Here is a 15,130-nt window from a genome sequence, read left to right as displayed (position 1 = left end):
GGTTAAATGCGGCGCCAGGGCCCGAAGATCATCGGCGACTTGCAGCAGCGCCGCAAGCGCGTAGATTTCAACGCTTGAGATTGTCTACGGCTGGGGCGCCGTTTTTCCGACCCCATAGCAGCAGGGGCATGCGCGTCATGAATTTCGGCGAGGTGGCCAATCGGCTATTTGGCGGTTCGCCCGGACGCGGGCAGAGCTTCCTCTATGCCGCGGAACAACGCCTGGTCCAAAGCATGGCGCGGGCCGCGCCGCGCTGGATCGCGCCCGCGCATCTGTCGATGATCGGCGCGGGCGGCGCAGCGCTCGCGGCGGCGGCGCTGGTCGGCTGCCGCTCATGGCCTGAGTTGGTCTGGCTCGTGCCGCCGGCGATGTTCGTCAACTGGTTCGGCCTGACGACGGATCTTCCGCTGGCGCGGCTGCGCGGCGGCGAACTGCCGGGCGCCGGCATGTCGCATCACGTCTCTGAACTCTTCTCGCACATACTGCTTATCATCGCCTACGGATTTTCGCCGTTTCTGACGCTGCGCGCTGCTGCGGCGGTGCTCGTCTGCTACCTGCTATTCTCTTCCTATGGCTATATTCGCGCCGCGACGCGCCATGTTCAGCAGATGGCTTACATCGGTCTGGGCGTGACGGAGTTCCGCATACTTCTGGCCTTCTGGCCTTTCGCCGCGATCGCGCTCGGCGTTCCCGCAAGTCAGCACGATCCCCTGCCGGCGATCGACGTCGCGGTGATCGGGCTCGCGCTGGTGGCGGTCCTCGGGCTGTTCGCCAAGCTGTTCAAGGACGGACGCCGGATCGCGGCCGCCTCCGCGCAAAGCAGCGACGAGTAGTCGCTGGAAGGAAGCGCGGAACTTTCGTCACGCGGGCGCATTTACCTTCATGCGCGCCGCTTACGTGACGATAACAGTCATTGGAGTTCTGCTGGGAGCCGTTGGGGCAAGCGCCAGCGCACGCTCGGCCTCCCCTTCTCTTTCAGCGCTTGAAGCGAGAGACGCGCCCGCAGCCTATACGAGTTGGCGTCTGAAAGTCGAAGCGGCGCGGCAACGCTATGAAGCCTTCGCGGCGCGTGCGGAATCCGAGCTGCGCGTGGGGCGGCCAACGCGCGCTGGCGCGCCGACCTCGTTGGACCCGCTCTTGGCGGCGCTCGACGATCCCACCCTTCGTTATAACGATCTGATCGTGACGCGAGGCGGCGTTTTCGTATTTCATGGCGCGGAAGGCCAGCGTCACAGCGCGACCGATTTCGAGCGTCTCCCGGATGCCCGCGTTCGCGCGCTCTCGCTGAGAACGTTCGACAAAGCTGATTGAAAAACGGCGATTCTGGCGGTCCGATTAACCATCCAAACGTTTTGGTAAAATTTTTACGATCCTTCACAAAACTGGTGGCATTTCCGCCATATAGCCGGCATATTGGGTTGGCCCGCACAAGCTCCCGGCGTCTCTGGGAGGGCTCTTCCTCTGTGTTCAATAATTCGCGCCGGCGGGCGCATATATTGGAGCGACTTTGACGATTGTCATTCCCCCGCTGCGGCTCTGCCTCGCGCTCGCTCTCGGATTGCAGCTGGCGGGGTGCTCGATTTTTCCTGCGGCAGGTCCATCCCGTAAGGACATTGTAGAGAGCATGGCGCCGACGCTGGCCACGCCGGAGCCGAGCTTCGCGCTTGTCGAGATCGACGAAAACTCGCTCATCGTGCTCGCCCGCCGTGCGCCGCCGACATTGCGGGGCTACTTTGGCGATTACCGGCCTGCCGCCGCCCAGGCGATCGGAATCGGCGACTCGGTTCAAATCACTGTTTGGGAGGCCGCTTCCGGCGGATTGTTCTCGGCGCCCGTCGCCGATCGGATGAGCCCTGGATCTCGATCCGCCGCGATTCCGGACCAGATGGTCGGGCGCGACGGTTCGGTCACCGTGCCCTACGCCGGCCGCATCCAGGTCGCCGGCCGCAATCAGCAGGAAGTCGAGTCGGCGATCATCGAGCGGCTTCGCGGCAAGGCGATTGAACCGCAGGTCGTGGTCAATGTGACTCGCAACATCACCAACGCCGTCACGGTCACCGGCGAAGTCTCCAATGGTTCGCGCGTTCCGCTGACGCTCGGCGGCGATCGCATCATGGACGTCATCGCCGCGGCCGGCGGCTATCGTTCGCCAGTCCACGAAACTTTCGTGACCTTGACGCGCGGCAACCGCACGGCGCGGGCGCCCATTCAGGCGCTGCTCGTCAATCCTCGCGAAGACATCTATTTGCGGGCGGGCGACATTTTGACCGTCGAGCGCACGCCGCAGACGTTTACCGTCATGGGGGCGACCGGGGCCAACGCAGTCGTTCCATTCGATGCACGCGGAATCACGCTCGAAGAGGCGATCGGCAGGGCCGGCGGCCTGACCGATTCACGCGCCGACCCCGATGGGGTTTTCATTCTCCGCTACGAGCCGGCAAGTCTCGCGCGCGAATATCCGCAGGTCTCGCCGCGACTGCTTGCGCTTGGGCTGGTGCCGGTCGCCTATCACCTCAATCTTCGGGAACCCGCGGCGTTGTTTGCGGCGCGCCGCTTCCCCATTCGCGACAAAGACATTCTTTACGTCAGCAACGCCCCGTTCTCCGACATCAGCAAACTTATGCAACTTGTCGGTACGGTTGGGCAGCCGGCGATTCAGGGCGTCGCCGTCAGTCGATATTTGTACTGACGGGCATAAAGCTTGCTTCGCGTCAACGCGGAAAATGCCGGCGCATTACAGCTTTCGAATTTGGGTTAATGCCGGTTAAGTTCTCAATATGTCATCGTTTTGCCTGTTTCATCCGTAATATGTCTGGGATATGATCGGTTGTTCGCTTGAGCGTCATCGGAAATTGCGCAGACGCTAACTTGTTGAACGCTTTTGAGGGGTTCTCGTGGCCAATCAGCGCATCAACCAAAGTTTTCTCGCGCTCAAGGAGCGCGCTGTGCTATTGGCGTTGGTGCGGCGTTTGCCGGACTGGGCGACCCCGGATCATCTGACAGCGATCGGATTGTGCGGCGCGGGCCTGACGCTCATCGGCTTCATCGGCTGTCACTGGTCCAGTGGATTTCTCGTCCTGGTCGTTGGAGGCCTGTTCCTTAACTGGTTCGGCGATTCTCTCGATGGCACGCTTGCGCGGCATCGTTCGATCGAACGGCCGCATTATGGCTATTTCATCGACCATTCGTCCGATCTCATCGCTCAGACTCTGATCGTTGTCGGTCTGGGCGTGTCGCCATATTTCACGCTCGGCTCATCGCTCCTGGTGCTCTCGCTCTATCTTCTGATGAGTTCCTACACCTATCTGAGGGTCGTCACGGAGCGGGTGCATCGGTTGTCTTACGGCGGCATGGGCGCGACGGAGTTTCGACTTCTCGTCGCGTCCTGGGCGCTTTTTGCAGCTTGGCTCGGTTCCAGCGCGACGACGGCGCAGGCTTATGGCTTCGCAGTCCTGGATCTCGTGATCGGCGGCCTGTCCGGGTTGACCTTCCTTGGCTTCGTCGTCGTCATACAGAAGGATCTTGCGCGGATGCAGCGCGAGGAGCGCGAGATTATGGAATCGCTCCCACCGGCCTTGGCGGCGCACGAGCCATCCATATTGGAAGTAGATGATCAAAGTCTGATTGAGACTGCCGCGAACTGACGGCCGCTGACGAGCGCATGGCCCGATCTAGACCTCACGGGGTCGCCGCCCATTTTCCGTGAAGCGGCATTTTCTGTCGATTCCATCAGCAAAGAGAGGCGAAGGAGTCTGGGCTCTTTAAGGGCGCTGGCGCTGGGGCAGGGAAGGAGCATGGTTTCTCGCGGAACGGTACTTGTCACGGGCGCAAGCGGTTTCATCGGCGGCGCTGTCGCGAGAGGTTTGCTGGCGGAAGGATTCTGCGTACGCGCGCTTCTGCGCGGATCGAGTTCGCGCGGCAATGTGCCGCCGGATTGCGAGATCGTCGAAGGCGACGTCACTGATCGCGAGAGCGTCCGGCGCGCCATGACCGGCGTCTCGGCTCTCTTTCACCTTGCAGCAAACTATCGACTTTGGGCTCCCGATCCAGAACCGGTGATGCGCGTCAATGTGAGCGGGACGGAGATCGTCATGCGCGAGGCGCTGCGGGCCGGCGTGCAGCGCGTCGTGCATACGAGCAGCGTCGCGACGCTTGATCCCGATTCGGCGCCCTGCACAGAATTCAACCGGTTGATTCCAGAACGGGCGATCGGCGCCTACAAGCTCAGCAAAGTCCTTTCTGAGCGTTTGGTCGAAGGCATGATCCGAGATGAAGGACTGCCTGCCGTCATCGTGTGCCCCTCTGCGCCGCTCGGCTCCGGCGACGTGCGGCCGACGCCAACCGGCAGGATCGTCTGCGAGGCGATGCGCGGCGGCATGCCGGCCTACGTCGATACCGGACTCAACATCGTTCATGTGGAGGATGTCGCCGCGGGCCACATCGCCGCGATGAAAGTCGGCGGTATAGGCGAGCGCTATATTCTCGGAGGCGAGAATCTGACCTTGCGCGACCTGCTCGTTGAAATATCGCGGATCACCGGGCGGCCGCCGCCTTGGGCGAAATTGCCGCGCTGGCCGCTCATGCCGCTCGCCTACGCCAATGAAATCGTCGCGCGCTTTGCCGGCTCGGAGCCGTTTCTCAATCGGGAGAGCTTGCGGCTTTCGGGGAAGCGCATGTTCTTCGACGATTCCAAGGCGCGCCGCACGCTCGGCTACAAGACGCGGCCGCCAGCCGATGCAGTCGCCGATGCGGTGCGTTGGTTCGCCAGTCGCGGCGCTTAGAGCAGGTTCCGAAAAAGTTCACAGACTTTTTCGTTAGGACGTGCTCCAGCATTTTGATTTTGAGCGTTTCCTTCCCGATCACATGTCCCGATGTGATCGGGAAGCGCTCGACAACCGGAGTGGGTTCGATGCGGTTCTCCGGGATGAGCATGTGCAGCGCCGCGCTCGCGACCGCGGCTGCTTTCCTGACGCATGCGCAGCCGCTTGCCGCGCAAGCGCTTCGAGGCTTCACCTACTGCGCTCCGCCGGCGCGCCCAAGCTGCATTGAGACGTCCGCCGCCGCACTCGCGATGGCCGCTTGTGATGAGGAAATGCAGCTCTTTACGAAAATGGTTTTCCGCTATCGGGAGTGTCTCGAAAGAGAAACGGAACGCGCTGTTCGCGAAGCCAATGACGCGATCGAGATTTGGCGATGTCGTATGGACGAGACGAAGTGCCGCAACTGACGTCGACGGCGACTGACGCGGCGCGCAGCATCGTCATCTATGACGTCACGAGAATCGTGACACGCGCGCTGAATGCGGCGCCAAACGGCATCGATCGCGTCGATTTCGCTCTCGCGAGGCATTTTCTTGCACGCAGCGCAGGCGAGCGTGGCGCGCTCATTTGCACGGCGATTGGCCCGCGCCTCGCCGATCCCGACAGCGCGCTCGAGACGATCGAAGGCGTCGAAAGTCTCTGGCGCGAAGATGGCGACGCTGGAGAGGATGAGGTCTATCGCGCCGTCGTCGCGGCGCTTCTATCCAACGGCTCCACTCGGGCCTCGATGACTCGCGTCAAAAGATCGCCGAATCTCTCTTTCCTCGAGCGAAACTGGCAGGCGATGCGGCGCTGGGCGCCTTATCTTGGAAGGCCAACGGGCGAGGCGCCGCGTGGCGCGATCTATTTCAACGTCACGCAATTTCTCATTGATCGAAGCTGGTATCTGCGCTGGCTTACGGCGCGGCCGGATGTGAAGCCTGTTTTCTTCGTCCATGATCTCCTTCCCATCGAGGCGCCGGAGTTCTTTCGTGCGAGAGAAGCGATGCTGCATCCCAGACGCATGAGCAATGTCTGCCGCTATGGCGCAGGCGTTGTCGTCGGATCGCAAGCCGTCGCCGAGCGCCTTCGTCAATTCGCCGCCGAATGCGGAAGGCCGGAACTGCCGATCTGCGTCGCCCGCCTGCCCGTATCGCCGGTCTTCTCGTCGCGCGCCGAGCCGCCGGCGGCGCTTGACGGCGTCAACTATTTTGTTGTTTGCGGCACGATCGAACCGCGCAAGAATCTTATGACGCTGCTGAACGTATGGCGCGCGTTGGCGCGAGATACGGCTCCGCCGAAGCTCGTCATTGTCGGCAAGCGCGGCTGGCTCAGCGCCGCCGTGATCGAAATGCTGGAACGAAGCGCCGCATTGCGTCCTCACGTCATTGAGGCTGGCGGACTTTCCACGCCGGGACTGCGCAGCCTGCTTGCCGGCGCGCGTGCGCTGCTCATGCCTTCCTTTGCGGAAGGCTTTGGTCTGCCCGTCGCAGAAGCGCTTGCGGCGGGAACGCCGGTCATCGCCTCTGACATCGAGGCCTTCCGCGAAGTTGGCGGCGACGCGATCGATTATGTCGATCCGCTCGACGGACTTGGATGGCTGCAAGCGGTTCGCGACTATTCGACGCCGCAGTCGCCGCGTCGTCACGCGGCGCTTGCGCGCATCAGCAGAGGAGGCGCCGACGATCCCAATGTTTTTTTTGCAAAGATTGATGAATTCATCGCGCAATTATAACGCTTTGACGCCGACAAGAATTGACCCGCCGGCGCTGCGCGCGCATTGTTTCTTTACTCCAAATGAGTCGCGCAGCGCGAGAACGACTCGGGAAGTAAGAGGTTTCATTTGAATCTCTGCGAACATACACAAGGGACTCCGCGCAAGTCGCCAAGTGAAGACGACCTGGTCGCGCTCGCGCAATTTCGCTCCGACTTGCGAAGGTTTGTGGCCTTCAGCGAACAGGTCGCCGCCGACCATGGCGTGACCGTGCAATGGTATCAGGCGCTTCTGGTCGTGCGCACCTTTCGGGGCGCAAAACACATCAGCGTCGGCGAACTCGCCGAGCAGTTGATGATCCGCGATCACAGCGCGGCGGAGCTGGTGTCGCGCCTGGCGCAGGCCAAGCTTGTCAGGCGAAAGACCGATCCGACTGACCGTCGTAGATCGCTGGTGGTCATCACGCGGGCGGGCGACCGGCGGCTGTCGGAGCTCGCCGCCGTGCATTTGAAAAAGCTTCGGGATACGCGAGGCGCTCTTTTGAACTTTTTTCGCACGGCCACGGGGTCTCAATAGCCCGTCATTTCGAGATAGCCCTCGCCGCTGTGCGAACCCGTAAAGCGGATCGGACCTTCCCAATAGGCGAAATCGGTTCCCATCCAGCTTCTTGGATTGAGCGGCCGCGTCTCAATGTCAACGTCGCGGTTTTTAATCTTCACGCGCCAGCGGATCGGCACGTCGCGATCGACGATACGCGTCCTCTCCAAAGGCTCGAGGAAGATGTCTTCGCGCGCGAGTATGGATGTTGCGCCATCGGCGTCGATCCAATTCCCCAAGAGAAACGGCGCCGCCTCGACGCTGCGCATACGATACAGCATCAGTCTGGCGCCGCCCTCAAGATGCAGCGAAAACCAGTCCCAGCCTTTTTGATCAGCGCCGAGCGGCTGACTCGACCATTCGCGATCCATCCAGGCGCGGCCGGAGACCTGGATTTTGCGTCCGTTCATCGATAACGAGCCTTCCGCCCGAAAGAACGGCTGGCTGTAATAATAGGAGGCCTGTCCAGCCTCGGACTTGCGGCTGTAGCCGCCCTCACCCTGCAATACGACCGGCCCCGTCGCTGTAAGGTCAAGCGCATAGGCGAAACTTTTGTCGCTCGCGGCAACGCGCAGCCGCTCGATTCCGGCTTCCGTGGAATCGTCGCGCGTTTCCAAAACCCAGTCGTCGATGAAAGCGCGAAAGGGCGAAGCCTCGACGCCCGCCTGGCCAATTCCGCCGCGCGCGAATTTTTGCGCGAAGAGATGTTCGCTGGCGCTTGTCGCCGCCGCATGGCCCATCCACACGTTGCGGTCGTCCCAGCCGGCCCGCGCCGCGTTCGGCTGCAGTGCAAAGCGAAAGAGCGTCCATTGCACGCCATAGGCGGCGCCGTCATCGCCTTTTAGATTTGCCGTGACGTACCACCATTCGGTGCGAAAATCGGGATGCGCGCCGTGGTCTCTTGGAAAAGCGAGCGGCGTTCCGGCTCGGGGAATCGCGAAGCCGGGCGCCGTCGCGCCAAGTCCGCCGAAGCCTTGCGCCAACGCGCCGCTCGACGACAGCGCGAGAAGAAGCGCCGATCGCCTCGAAATTGCCGAGCGCCGTTCCGGGAAACTGTTCGGGGATCTAGCGTTCATTCGAGAAGACCCTGAGCAGTTCGGACGGCGAGACGCGTGCGAGCCGAACGACGGGGATGAGCGCCGCAAAGAACGCGGCGCAGAGCGCGATGCAGGAAACCACAAGCCATTGCGCCGGAAACATATGGAATGGCAGCCGCCATCCGAAGGCGGCGACATTGACGATCGCGACAAGGCACCACGTCATGAACAGCCCAAGCGGGATCGCGAAAGCCGCGGCGCCGGCGGCGAAAGCCATGACCCGCGCCATTTCCAGCGCCGCCAGCTTTCGCCGCGTCGCGCCCAACGCCCAGACTGGCGCGATGCGGGCGCGCCGCATGTCGCTAAGCGTCAGCAGGCTGGCGAAAAGCGCGACGCCGGACACGATCAGCGTGAGCGTGTTCAACGCCGTCGTGACGGCGAATGTGCGCTCGAAGATGTCCGTCGAGAGAGTCTTGACTTCGGCCTGATCGACGATGCGCGTGATTTTTCCGCCAAAGCGCTGCTTGATGTCTTCGATGACGCGCTTTGTGGCGGCGGGATCGACACGCAGACTGTATTGCACGCCGGAGGCGTCGTCGAAATAGCGCTTCAGCCTTTCGTGATCGATGCGCAGCTGGCCTTTCGGATTGCCGTAATCGGGAAAGACGCCGACGATGCGCGCGGGCAAGTCTCGCCCCGACGTCGGAATGTCGAGCGTCTCGCCGATAGCGAGACTGAGGCGGCGCGCCAATTGCTCGCTGACGAGAACGGCGTCCTGCGCGTGCAGCGCCGTCCACACATCCGTCGGGGCGTCGATCAAGGGAAAATGCGTCGTATAGGTTTCGTGAGGCGTCATGCCGACGACGTCGACGGGCCATCCGCCGATGCGCGTCTTCGCGCGCCAGACAGGAAGGATCGCGGCAATGTCGGGCTGCGTGCGCGACCACGCCTCGATGTCGCGCGCATCGGCGGGCGTCGCCGCTTCGAAATAGATCTCGGCGACGAGCCGCGCGTCGAGCCATCGATCGAACGTCTGGCGAAAGCCCTCGACCATGCCGCCGACGCCGATATTGGTCGCAAGCGCAATCAGCAGCGCCATCAGCGCAAGCGAAAGACCGGAAATTTCCTGGCGTCCGTCGGCGAAGAACCAGCGGGCGAGCGGGCGGCGCGCGAAACGCTCGCCGAGCGCCAGGACTCCGGCGAGCCCGACCGGCAGAATGAGAGCGGCGGCAAGAAGCGCCAAGCCGATGATCGCGAAGCCTGACGCAAGTCCTTGGCCAAAGCCGTATGCGCCGGCCGCTGCGACAAGAGCAAGCGCCGCGAGCGCGGCCTGCCGCAGCAAATAGCGGTGATGCGCGCCGCGCCAGGCCATGGGACGCGCGAATGACAGCGCCGGCAGCCGCAATGCTTTCGTCAAGCCGCTCGCCGCCGCAAGCGCCGCGCCGGCGCCCGCCATCGCGAGGCCGGAGAGCCACCAGCGCGCATCGAGCGCAAGGCGATCGGAGATTTGCGCGCCGTAGAGGCTCTCGAGACTTTTTGCGACGTCCGGCAGAAGCGCCTGCGCGATGGCGTGACCGCCGAGGACGCCCGCGCCTCCCGCGATGAGCGTCAGGGCGCCGATTTCGAATGCCATCGCCGCGATGAGATGAGGGGGACCAACGCCGAGCGCGCGTAAAGTGCGCAGGGTCGGCAGCCGTTGTTCGAAGGCGAGGCCGTAAGCGGCGTGCACGATGAACAGTCCGACAAGGAACGCAAGAAAGCCGAAGGCGGTGAGATTGAGGTGAAAACTGTCGGTCAGGCGGGCGAGATCGCTATCATCATCCGGCGCGACCAGCCGTAGCGCATCGCCGGCGATCGGCTTAAGCCGCGCCTCGTCGAATGTCTCCTCATCGAGGATAACGAGTCGCGAGAGCTTTCCGGGTCGATCGAGCAGGCGTTGCGCGACGCCGATGTCGACGATGATTGCGCCGGGCGGCGCTTCGGCGAGCGCCGCAAGCGGCGGGAGCTGCTGAGCGCGTTCAGTGTGCGGCTGTGCGCCCTCGGCGAGATCGAGTGGGCGCAACGTCTGCGGCGCGACAAAGCTACGGCCTGGACCGGAAAAGAAATCTTCGATCACATCCGATCGCATCCGCCTGTCGGCGATCGGCGAACGGCGCGGCAGCGACAGCGGTTCGACGCCGATGATCCGAATATTCTTTTCGCCAATTCGGACTGCGCCTTCCAGCACCGGCGAGACTTCGACGCCGGCGCGACGCAGTCTCACGAAGAGCTCCTGGTCAAACAGGCCGCCGCGCGCGGCGACAAGCGTTCTCGCGCCGCCGCCCGAAATCGCGTTCGCCGCGGCGTCATAACTGTTGCGCGCTTGAGCGTTGAGCGCCTGCACGCCGCTCCACAGCGCCGTGGCGATGGCGAGACCCAGCACGAGCGTCGCGAGGTTCCCGGGCCGTCGGCGCCAGTGGCTGATCAGTGCGGCGAGCGTCCAGAGCGTCTCTCTCATACGACATCCGTTCGAACGGCTCGGATGTCATTCCCGACGCGCGCGCAAAGCGCGCGACCGGGAATCCAGAGAACGACCCGTGTTCTTGGATTGGCTCTGGATTCCCGGTCAGGCCTTCGGCCTGCCGGGAATGACGCGGTCCAAGCGCACGGATCGGTCGGGATTCGTTTCATTGCGCCGCCAGAAGACCGGATTCGAGCCGCACGCGGCGTTGCAGCCGCGCCGCAAGGCGTTCGCTGTGCGTCGCCATCAGAAAGGCGCAGCCGGTCGCGGCGACGAGGTCGAGCGCCAGCGCCATGACGGCGTCTCCGGTCGCTTCGTCGAGATTGCCGGTCGGTTCGTCCGCGAGCAGAAGCCTGGGGCGCACGGCGAGGGCGCGGCCGATGGCGACGCGCTGCTGCTGTCCGCCCGATAGCTCCTCAGGATAGCGGGCGGCGAGCGTCGCAAGGCCGAGACGCGCGGTAAGCTCTTCCTGCCACGCCGGATCGTAGCGCCCAGCGAGTCGCGCCTGGAAGCCCAGATTTTCGCCAACGGTCAGGCTCGGGATCAGATTGAATTGCTGAAAGACGACGCCAATCCTTTCGCGCCGGATGGCGGCCCGCGCGTTTTCCGAAAGCCGCGTCAGCGCGACGCCATCGAGAATGACGTTGCCCGAGTCGGCGTCGTCGAGCGCGCCGACAAGATGCAGGAGCGTGCTCTTGCCGCTGCCGGATTCGCCGGTCAGCGCCAGGCTGGCGCCCGCGGCGAGCGTGAAGTCCACGCCGCGCAGCACGGGAATGCGGCCCTGCGGCGTCGGATAGGATTTTCGCAGGCCCTCAACGCGCAGCATCGGCGCGCCTGTCCGCGTTGCGGCGAGATTTTCCGGCGTCGCGTCAATCGACAAGCAGTGCGCCCTGATCGGACCGGCGAAGGCGGCCGGCGCGCCAGCCCTATATATGGCTCGCCTCGCCGATCGCCCAAACGTCGCCGAGCTAGAACGCGAGGCGCAAGCCTCCGTAGATCACCCGCCCCGTGCCGGGATAGAAGACTCGCGGATCGAGACCGCGGGCGTCGACGATCGTGGTCACGTCGCTGATGTAGTGGCGATTGGTCAGATTGCGCGCCTCGACAAAGAACGAGAGACCGTAGGGCAGCTTCATGCCCGCCTGGACGCCCAGCAAGACATAGCCCGGCGCCTGCAGCGTATTGGCGTAGTCGACGAAAGCGCCTGCCGGAACCCAATCCATCTGCGGCGCGAGATAGAGGCCGTCGGGCCGCCAATAGGACAGCGTGGTGCGCAAGACGTGGCGCGGAATGCCGGCCAGCGTATTGTCGCCGAAGTCGCGATCGCCGACGAAGCGGAAATCGTTCCAGGTCCAAACCTGCGACAGCTTCAGCGCGTCGCCCGCATCCGGCGCGAAAATATCGCGCAAGAGTTCGGCGCTCGCCGCGAATTCGACGCCCTGGTGCATGGTGCGTTTCGCGTTGAAGGTCGTCGCCGGAATGCCGAGGCCGGGATTGGTGGTGAATTTCAGCAGTTCGTCCTGCAGTTCCGAATGGTAGAAGGTCACGTCCCAGGTGTAGCGATCCCATCTGCCGCGCGCGCCAAGTTCCCCAGTCCAGGCTTTTTGCGCGGCGAGCGGCGTGAATTTCGTGCCGTCACGCGGCGGCGGAAACACGCCTTGCGTCAGGTCGATGAAGTCCGGCACGTCGCGGCTTCCGGTCATGTCGGCGAAGAACTGAATGTCCGGCGTCGCTTCGTACATCAGACCGACCTTGGGCACGATGCCGCGGTAGACTTGGTCCGACACGCCGGGAACGGGCTCGAAGGGAATGCCGCCGAGAACCGCGTAGCGCCGCGTATCGGCGAAAAGCTTGGCGCCGAACATGAAGATGAGCTGCGGCGTGATGTGCAGGCGATCCTCGAAATAGGCTTCGAGATTGAGCGCCGTCGCGCGATTGTTGCGCAGACGCGGATCCAATCCGGGATTGATGAACAGGCCGCAGAAGCCGAAGCATGAATTCGCCGCGCCAAATTGTGCGAGTCCGTTGAACGAATAGGGCGGAAAGGAGAACTGCGCATTGGCGAAGTTCGCGGGGATCCCGCCATAGGGATTAAGCCGCATCCCATTGTAATTGTCGGCCCAATTATCGCTCGACGATCCGCCCCAGACGCGGCCGCCGAGGATGAGCTCGTTGGGGTGGCCGTCAACGAGGAAATTCGAGGTGAGGCGCGGCGTGAATCCCCAGGTCCCGCCGTCCTGTTCGATGACCACGAAAATCGGATGATAGAGATAATTGTGCGTGTACCAGCTGTTGAGGTCGATGCGGCCGAACTCGCTCAGGATCGTGGTCTTGTTCGAAATGCGCCAGTTCTTGACGTTGCGCGCCTGATTGGCGCCAAAGCCGTCCGGTCCGAAACCCGGCGGATACGGCGGCAGCGACAGTCGCGGATTGTTGCGCGCGTCGAACTGATTGAGTTGTCCCGGCAGCAACTGCCACGTGTCATAGACGCCGAAATAGAATCGCGTCTCGAGATCATTGGAGAAGCGATAGCCGAGATTGCCGTTGAGCTGCGTGTAGTCCGTCGTCGAATGTTTTCTGTAATTGTCGGCATGGGTGAACGTGCCGTTGATGAGAAAATCGAAATTGCCGATGATGCGGGACATCTGCGCTTGCCCGCGCACGGTCCCGTAACTGCCGCCCTCGATCGACGCCATGTTCGGCGCGAGCGCCGTATATGCGGTCGGCGAGATGAAATTGATCGCGCCGCCGAGCGTCGAGGAGCCATAGGCGAGGGCGTTGCCGCCTTTCATAACTTCGATCGCGCGAAAATATTTGGGATCGATCTGATACATATCGCCGCCGCCATCGGCGTAATTCATCGGAATGCCGTCCTGCAGCAGCTCCAGTCCACGCAGATGGAAGTCGCGCGTCAGATTCGAGCCGCGGATCGAAAGACGCAGTTCCTGTCCATAGCGGCTTTCGACATAGACGCCCGGGACGTCCTTGAGCGCGTCGCGCAGGTCGTGAACGTAGCGGGTTTGAATCTCGGGCGTATTGGCGTCGACGAAGGCGACCGAGCCGACGCTGCGCTCGAGTTCGCGGCGTTGCTGGGCGACTGATGGCACTGTTAGCGAGCCGCCGCCGCCGGTTTGCGTCCATGTGGCGGGGGCGGCTGGCGCTGTCGCCGTAGACGGCGTGCGACCGCCGCCGCGTCCGACGACGCGCGGCTTGGCGCCGCCAATGTCGATGGTCGGCAGACTCTGTTGCGCAAAGGCGCTCGAATCCGCGAGAGAAAGAACGAGGGCGACGGCGGACGCGCCGCGCAGCAAGCCGGTCCGGAACATGGAATCTCTCCTGAGCGGCGTCTCGCCGCGCGATCGTTAAGGGAAGACTGAGCGTTCAGGAGAAGCAGGGCGGCGCGCGCGGGGCGGCGCGCGAATGTGCGCGGACGGTTTTTCTGGCCGGCGCCTGAATGGCGCAGAATGCGCGCCTTGCGGCGCGGGGCGGCGCATAGGCGATGGCGCCGGATGCGGACGCGAAAAAGGGAAAAACCAGCTCTTTCTGGCTGTGACCGCATAGCGAGCAGCATTGCTCGCCGCCACACGGATGCTTCGTCGGCGCAGGTTGGGAAGTGTCCGGACAGTGCACGGTCGTCCCGGCACGCGCGGCATGCGCCGGCGCGGAGGATGAAACCGCCGCGAGCACGACAAGCAGCGCGATGCAAAGGGCCCCGAGGCGCCGCAAAATCATCGAGCGAGGCATTCTCGCAAGGGCCGCCATTTGTCTCGGATCCTTGTGGCTGCGTCTCGCCGAAGGCGTGAAGGAGGGCGTCCAGAGCCCGAACCAGAATGTTGGTAATATACCAAATTACGTGGGGCAACGCTTCGGCTGGCCTGACGGGCGCATTTTCGGTTGCTGTTGCTCCGGCGCAACAGTGCGCGACAATCAAGGAATGGGCTTGTGATGGGGATCGAGCGGCGAATGGCTCCCATCCGCCTCGACGGCGGCCATGCCGTCAAATCGGGAGAAACGCTCGACGATTTCGGGTGAGAGCCGCGTCTCTTCGGCCGCCAGCCGTTTTGAAAGCGCCTGCGCATTTGCTTTCGAAACGCCGAGCTTTTCCAGCGTGGCGCTGTCTTTCAAGGCGTCGCCGGCGCAGAGCGAGATGCTCCACGCATCGCCCTTGCGCGTAAGAAACGCCCGGCCGCCGAGTTCGCCCTGGCGCCAGTCGGCGACGGCGACGTCGCCTTCGACGACGATTGCGTCGACCAACAGGCGCGTTTCGGGCTTGTCGAATGTTTCGAAGAGCAGGCGGCGCGCCGCCTCGGATCCTTCGTCGGCCCGCGCGCTCAGGCACGCCGCTGCGCTGATCATCCCAATAATAAATAGTCTCATCAATTCTCTCCAACGTTAGCGTGGTGCGCTATGTTGGTATATTACCAATAGAATGTGGCGCAAGCGTCAGAGCCGTTTCCGCGGCGCGTTTTTTTTGATACGACGC

13 protein-coding genes are annotated in these 15,130 nt (G+C 63.2%); 8 read left to right on the top strand and 5 right to left on the bottom strand.

Features of this window, described 5'->3' with window-relative positions; genetic code table 11:
• Nucleotides 1–128: 128 nt before the first annotated feature.
• The 8 genes from EHO51_RS12845 to EHO51_RS12810 all read left to right on the top strand — a co-directional run bounded on the left by EHO51_RS12845 (nucleotide 129) and on the right by EHO51_RS12810 (nucleotide 7,089).
• The gene (locus EHO51_RS12845; protein WP_124739211.1) at nucleotides 129–833 is read left to right on the top strand and encodes a hypothetical protein; all 705 of its coding nucleotides are present in this window, start codon (nucleotides 129–131) and stop codon (nucleotides 831–833) included.
• Between the two features lie 49 nt (nucleotides 834–882).
• Entirely contained in the window at nucleotides 883–1,311 is a 429-nt protein-coding gene (locus tag EHO51_RS12840) for a hypothetical protein (RefSeq protein WP_124739210.1), read from the top strand.
• 196 nt (nucleotides 1,312–1,507) lie between these two features.
• Nucleotides 1,508–2,689 (top strand): polysaccharide biosynthesis/export family protein, encoded by a 1,182-nt coding sequence (locus tag EHO51_RS12835; protein WP_245434587.1) that lies wholly within the window; start codon nucleotides 1,508–1,510, stop codon nucleotides 2,687–2,689.
• A 205-nt stretch (nucleotides 2,690–2,894) separates the two neighbouring features.
• Nucleotides 2,895–3,644: a CDP-alcohol phosphatidyltransferase family protein gene (locus EHO51_RS12830; protein ID WP_124739209.1), complete on the top strand. Its 750-nt coding sequence runs from the start codon at nucleotides 2,895–2,897 to the stop codon at nucleotides 3,642–3,644.
• Between the two features lie 150 nt (nucleotides 3,645–3,794).
• Complete coding sequence (gene hpnA, locus EHO51_RS12825; RefSeq protein WP_124739208.1) at nucleotides 3,795–4,781, top strand: hopanoid-associated sugar epimerase; 987 nt, start codon at nucleotides 3,795–3,797, stop codon at nucleotides 4,779–4,781.
• 128 nt (nucleotides 4,782–4,909) lie between these two features.
• A complete protein-coding gene (locus EHO51_RS12820) occupies nucleotides 4,910–5,227 on the top strand; it encodes a hypothetical protein (RefSeq protein ID WP_245434586.1) in 318 nt (105 codons plus the stop codon).
• Nucleotides 5,194–6,534: a glycosyltransferase family 4 protein gene (locus EHO51_RS12815; RefSeq protein ID WP_245434585.1), complete on the top strand. Its 1,341-nt coding sequence runs from the start codon at nucleotides 5,194–5,196 to the stop codon at nucleotides 6,532–6,534. Before EHO51_RS12820 ends, EHO51_RS12815 begins: the two co-directional genes overlap by 34 nt.
• Nucleotides 6,535–6,741: 207 nt before the next feature.
• The gene (locus EHO51_RS12810) at nucleotides 6,742–7,089 is read left to right on the top strand and encodes a MarR family winged helix-turn-helix transcriptional regulator (RefSeq protein WP_245434584.1); all 348 of its coding nucleotides are present in this window, start codon (nucleotides 6,742–6,744) and stop codon (nucleotides 7,087–7,089) included.
• Here the strand turns inward: EHO51_RS12810 and EHO51_RS12805 are convergent.
• The 5 genes from EHO51_RS12805 to EHO51_RS12780 all read right to left on the bottom strand — a co-directional run bounded on the left by EHO51_RS12805 (nucleotide 7,083) and on the right by EHO51_RS12780 (nucleotide 15,024).
• Nucleotides 7,083–8,186: a lipocalin-like domain-containing protein gene (locus EHO51_RS12805; RefSeq protein WP_124739206.1), complete on the bottom strand. Its 1,104-nt coding sequence runs from the start codon at nucleotides 8,184–8,186 to the stop codon at nucleotides 7,083–7,085. The two genes, EHO51_RS12810 and EHO51_RS12805, sit on opposite strands and share 7 nt — an antisense overlap.
• Nucleotides 8,176–10,644: an ABC transporter permease gene (locus EHO51_RS12800; protein WP_124739205.1), complete on the bottom strand. Its 2,469-nt coding sequence runs from the start codon at nucleotides 10,642–10,644 to the stop codon at nucleotides 8,176–8,178. The genes EHO51_RS12805 and EHO51_RS12800 overlap by 11 nt, the downstream gene beginning before the upstream one ends.
• Nucleotides 10,645–10,813: 169 nt before the next feature.
• The gene (locus tag EHO51_RS12795) at nucleotides 10,814–11,473 is read right to left on the bottom strand and encodes an ABC transporter ATP-binding protein (RefSeq protein WP_124740148.1); all 660 of its coding nucleotides are present in this window, start codon (nucleotides 11,471–11,473) and stop codon (nucleotides 10,814–10,816) included.
• 142 nt (nucleotides 11,474–11,615) lie between these two features.
• On the bottom strand, nucleotides 11,616–13,973 hold the full coding sequence (locus EHO51_RS12790; protein ID WP_124739204.1) for a TonB-dependent receptor family protein: 2,358 nt from the start codon (nucleotides 13,971–13,973) through the stop codon (nucleotides 11,616–11,618).
• A 601-nt stretch (nucleotides 13,974–14,574) separates the two neighbouring features.
• Nucleotides 14,575–15,024, bottom strand: a complete 450-nt coding sequence (locus EHO51_RS12780) for a copper uptake system-associated protein (protein ID WP_124739202.1) — start codon at nucleotides 15,022–15,024, stop codon at nucleotides 14,575–14,577.
• Nucleotides 15,025–15,130: the final 106 nt, after the last annotated feature.

The organism is Methylocystis rosea (assembly GCF_003855495.1).
GTDB lineage: Bacteria > Pseudomonadota > Alphaproteobacteria > Rhizobiales > Beijerinckiaceae > Methylocystis > Methylocystis rosea_A.
Note: the sequence above shows the minus strand (reverse complement) of the source record. Positions and strands in the feature narration are given on the sequence as shown.

Excerpts from the sequence above, each read along its gene's own strand:
- EHO51_RS12845 (WP_124739211.1), top strand. The coding sequence starts at position 129 with ATGCGCGTCATGAATTTCGGCGAGGTGGCCAATCGGCTATTTGGCGGT.
- EHO51_RS12840 (WP_124739210.1), top strand. The coding sequence starts at position 883 with ATGCGCGCCGCTTACGTGACGATAACAGTCATTGGAGTTCTGCTGGGA.
- hpnA (WP_124739208.1), top strand. The coding sequence starts at position 3,795 with ATGGTTTCTCGCGGAACGGTACTTGTCACGGGCGCAAGCGGTTTCATC.
- EHO51_RS12820 (WP_245434586.1), top strand. The coding sequence starts at position 4,910 with ATGCGGTTCTCCGGGATGAGCATGTGCAGCGCCGCGCTCGCGACCGCG.
- EHO51_RS12815 (WP_245434585.1), top strand. The coding sequence starts at position 5,194 with ATGTCGTATGGACGAGACGAAGTGCCGCAACTGACGTCGACGGCGACT.
- EHO51_RS12805 (WP_124739206.1), bottom strand. The coding sequence starts at position 8,186 with ATGAACGCTAGATCCCCGAACAGTTTCCCGGAACGGCGCTCGGCAATT.
- EHO51_RS12800 (WP_124739205.1), bottom strand. The coding sequence starts at position 10,644 with ATGAGAGAGACGCTCTGGACGCTCGCCGCACTGATCAGCCACTGGCGC.
- EHO51_RS12795 (WP_124740148.1), bottom strand. The coding sequence starts at position 11,473 with ATGCTGCGCGTTGAGGGCCTGCGAAAATCCTATCCGACGCCGCAGGGC.
- EHO51_RS12790 (WP_124739204.1), bottom strand. The coding sequence starts at position 13,973 with ATGTTCCGGACCGGCTTGCTGCGCGGCGCGTCCGCCGTCGCCCTCGTT.
- EHO51_RS12780 (WP_124739202.1), bottom strand. The coding sequence starts at position 15,024 with ATGAGACTATTTATTATTGGGATGATCAGCGCAGCGGCGTGCCTGAGC.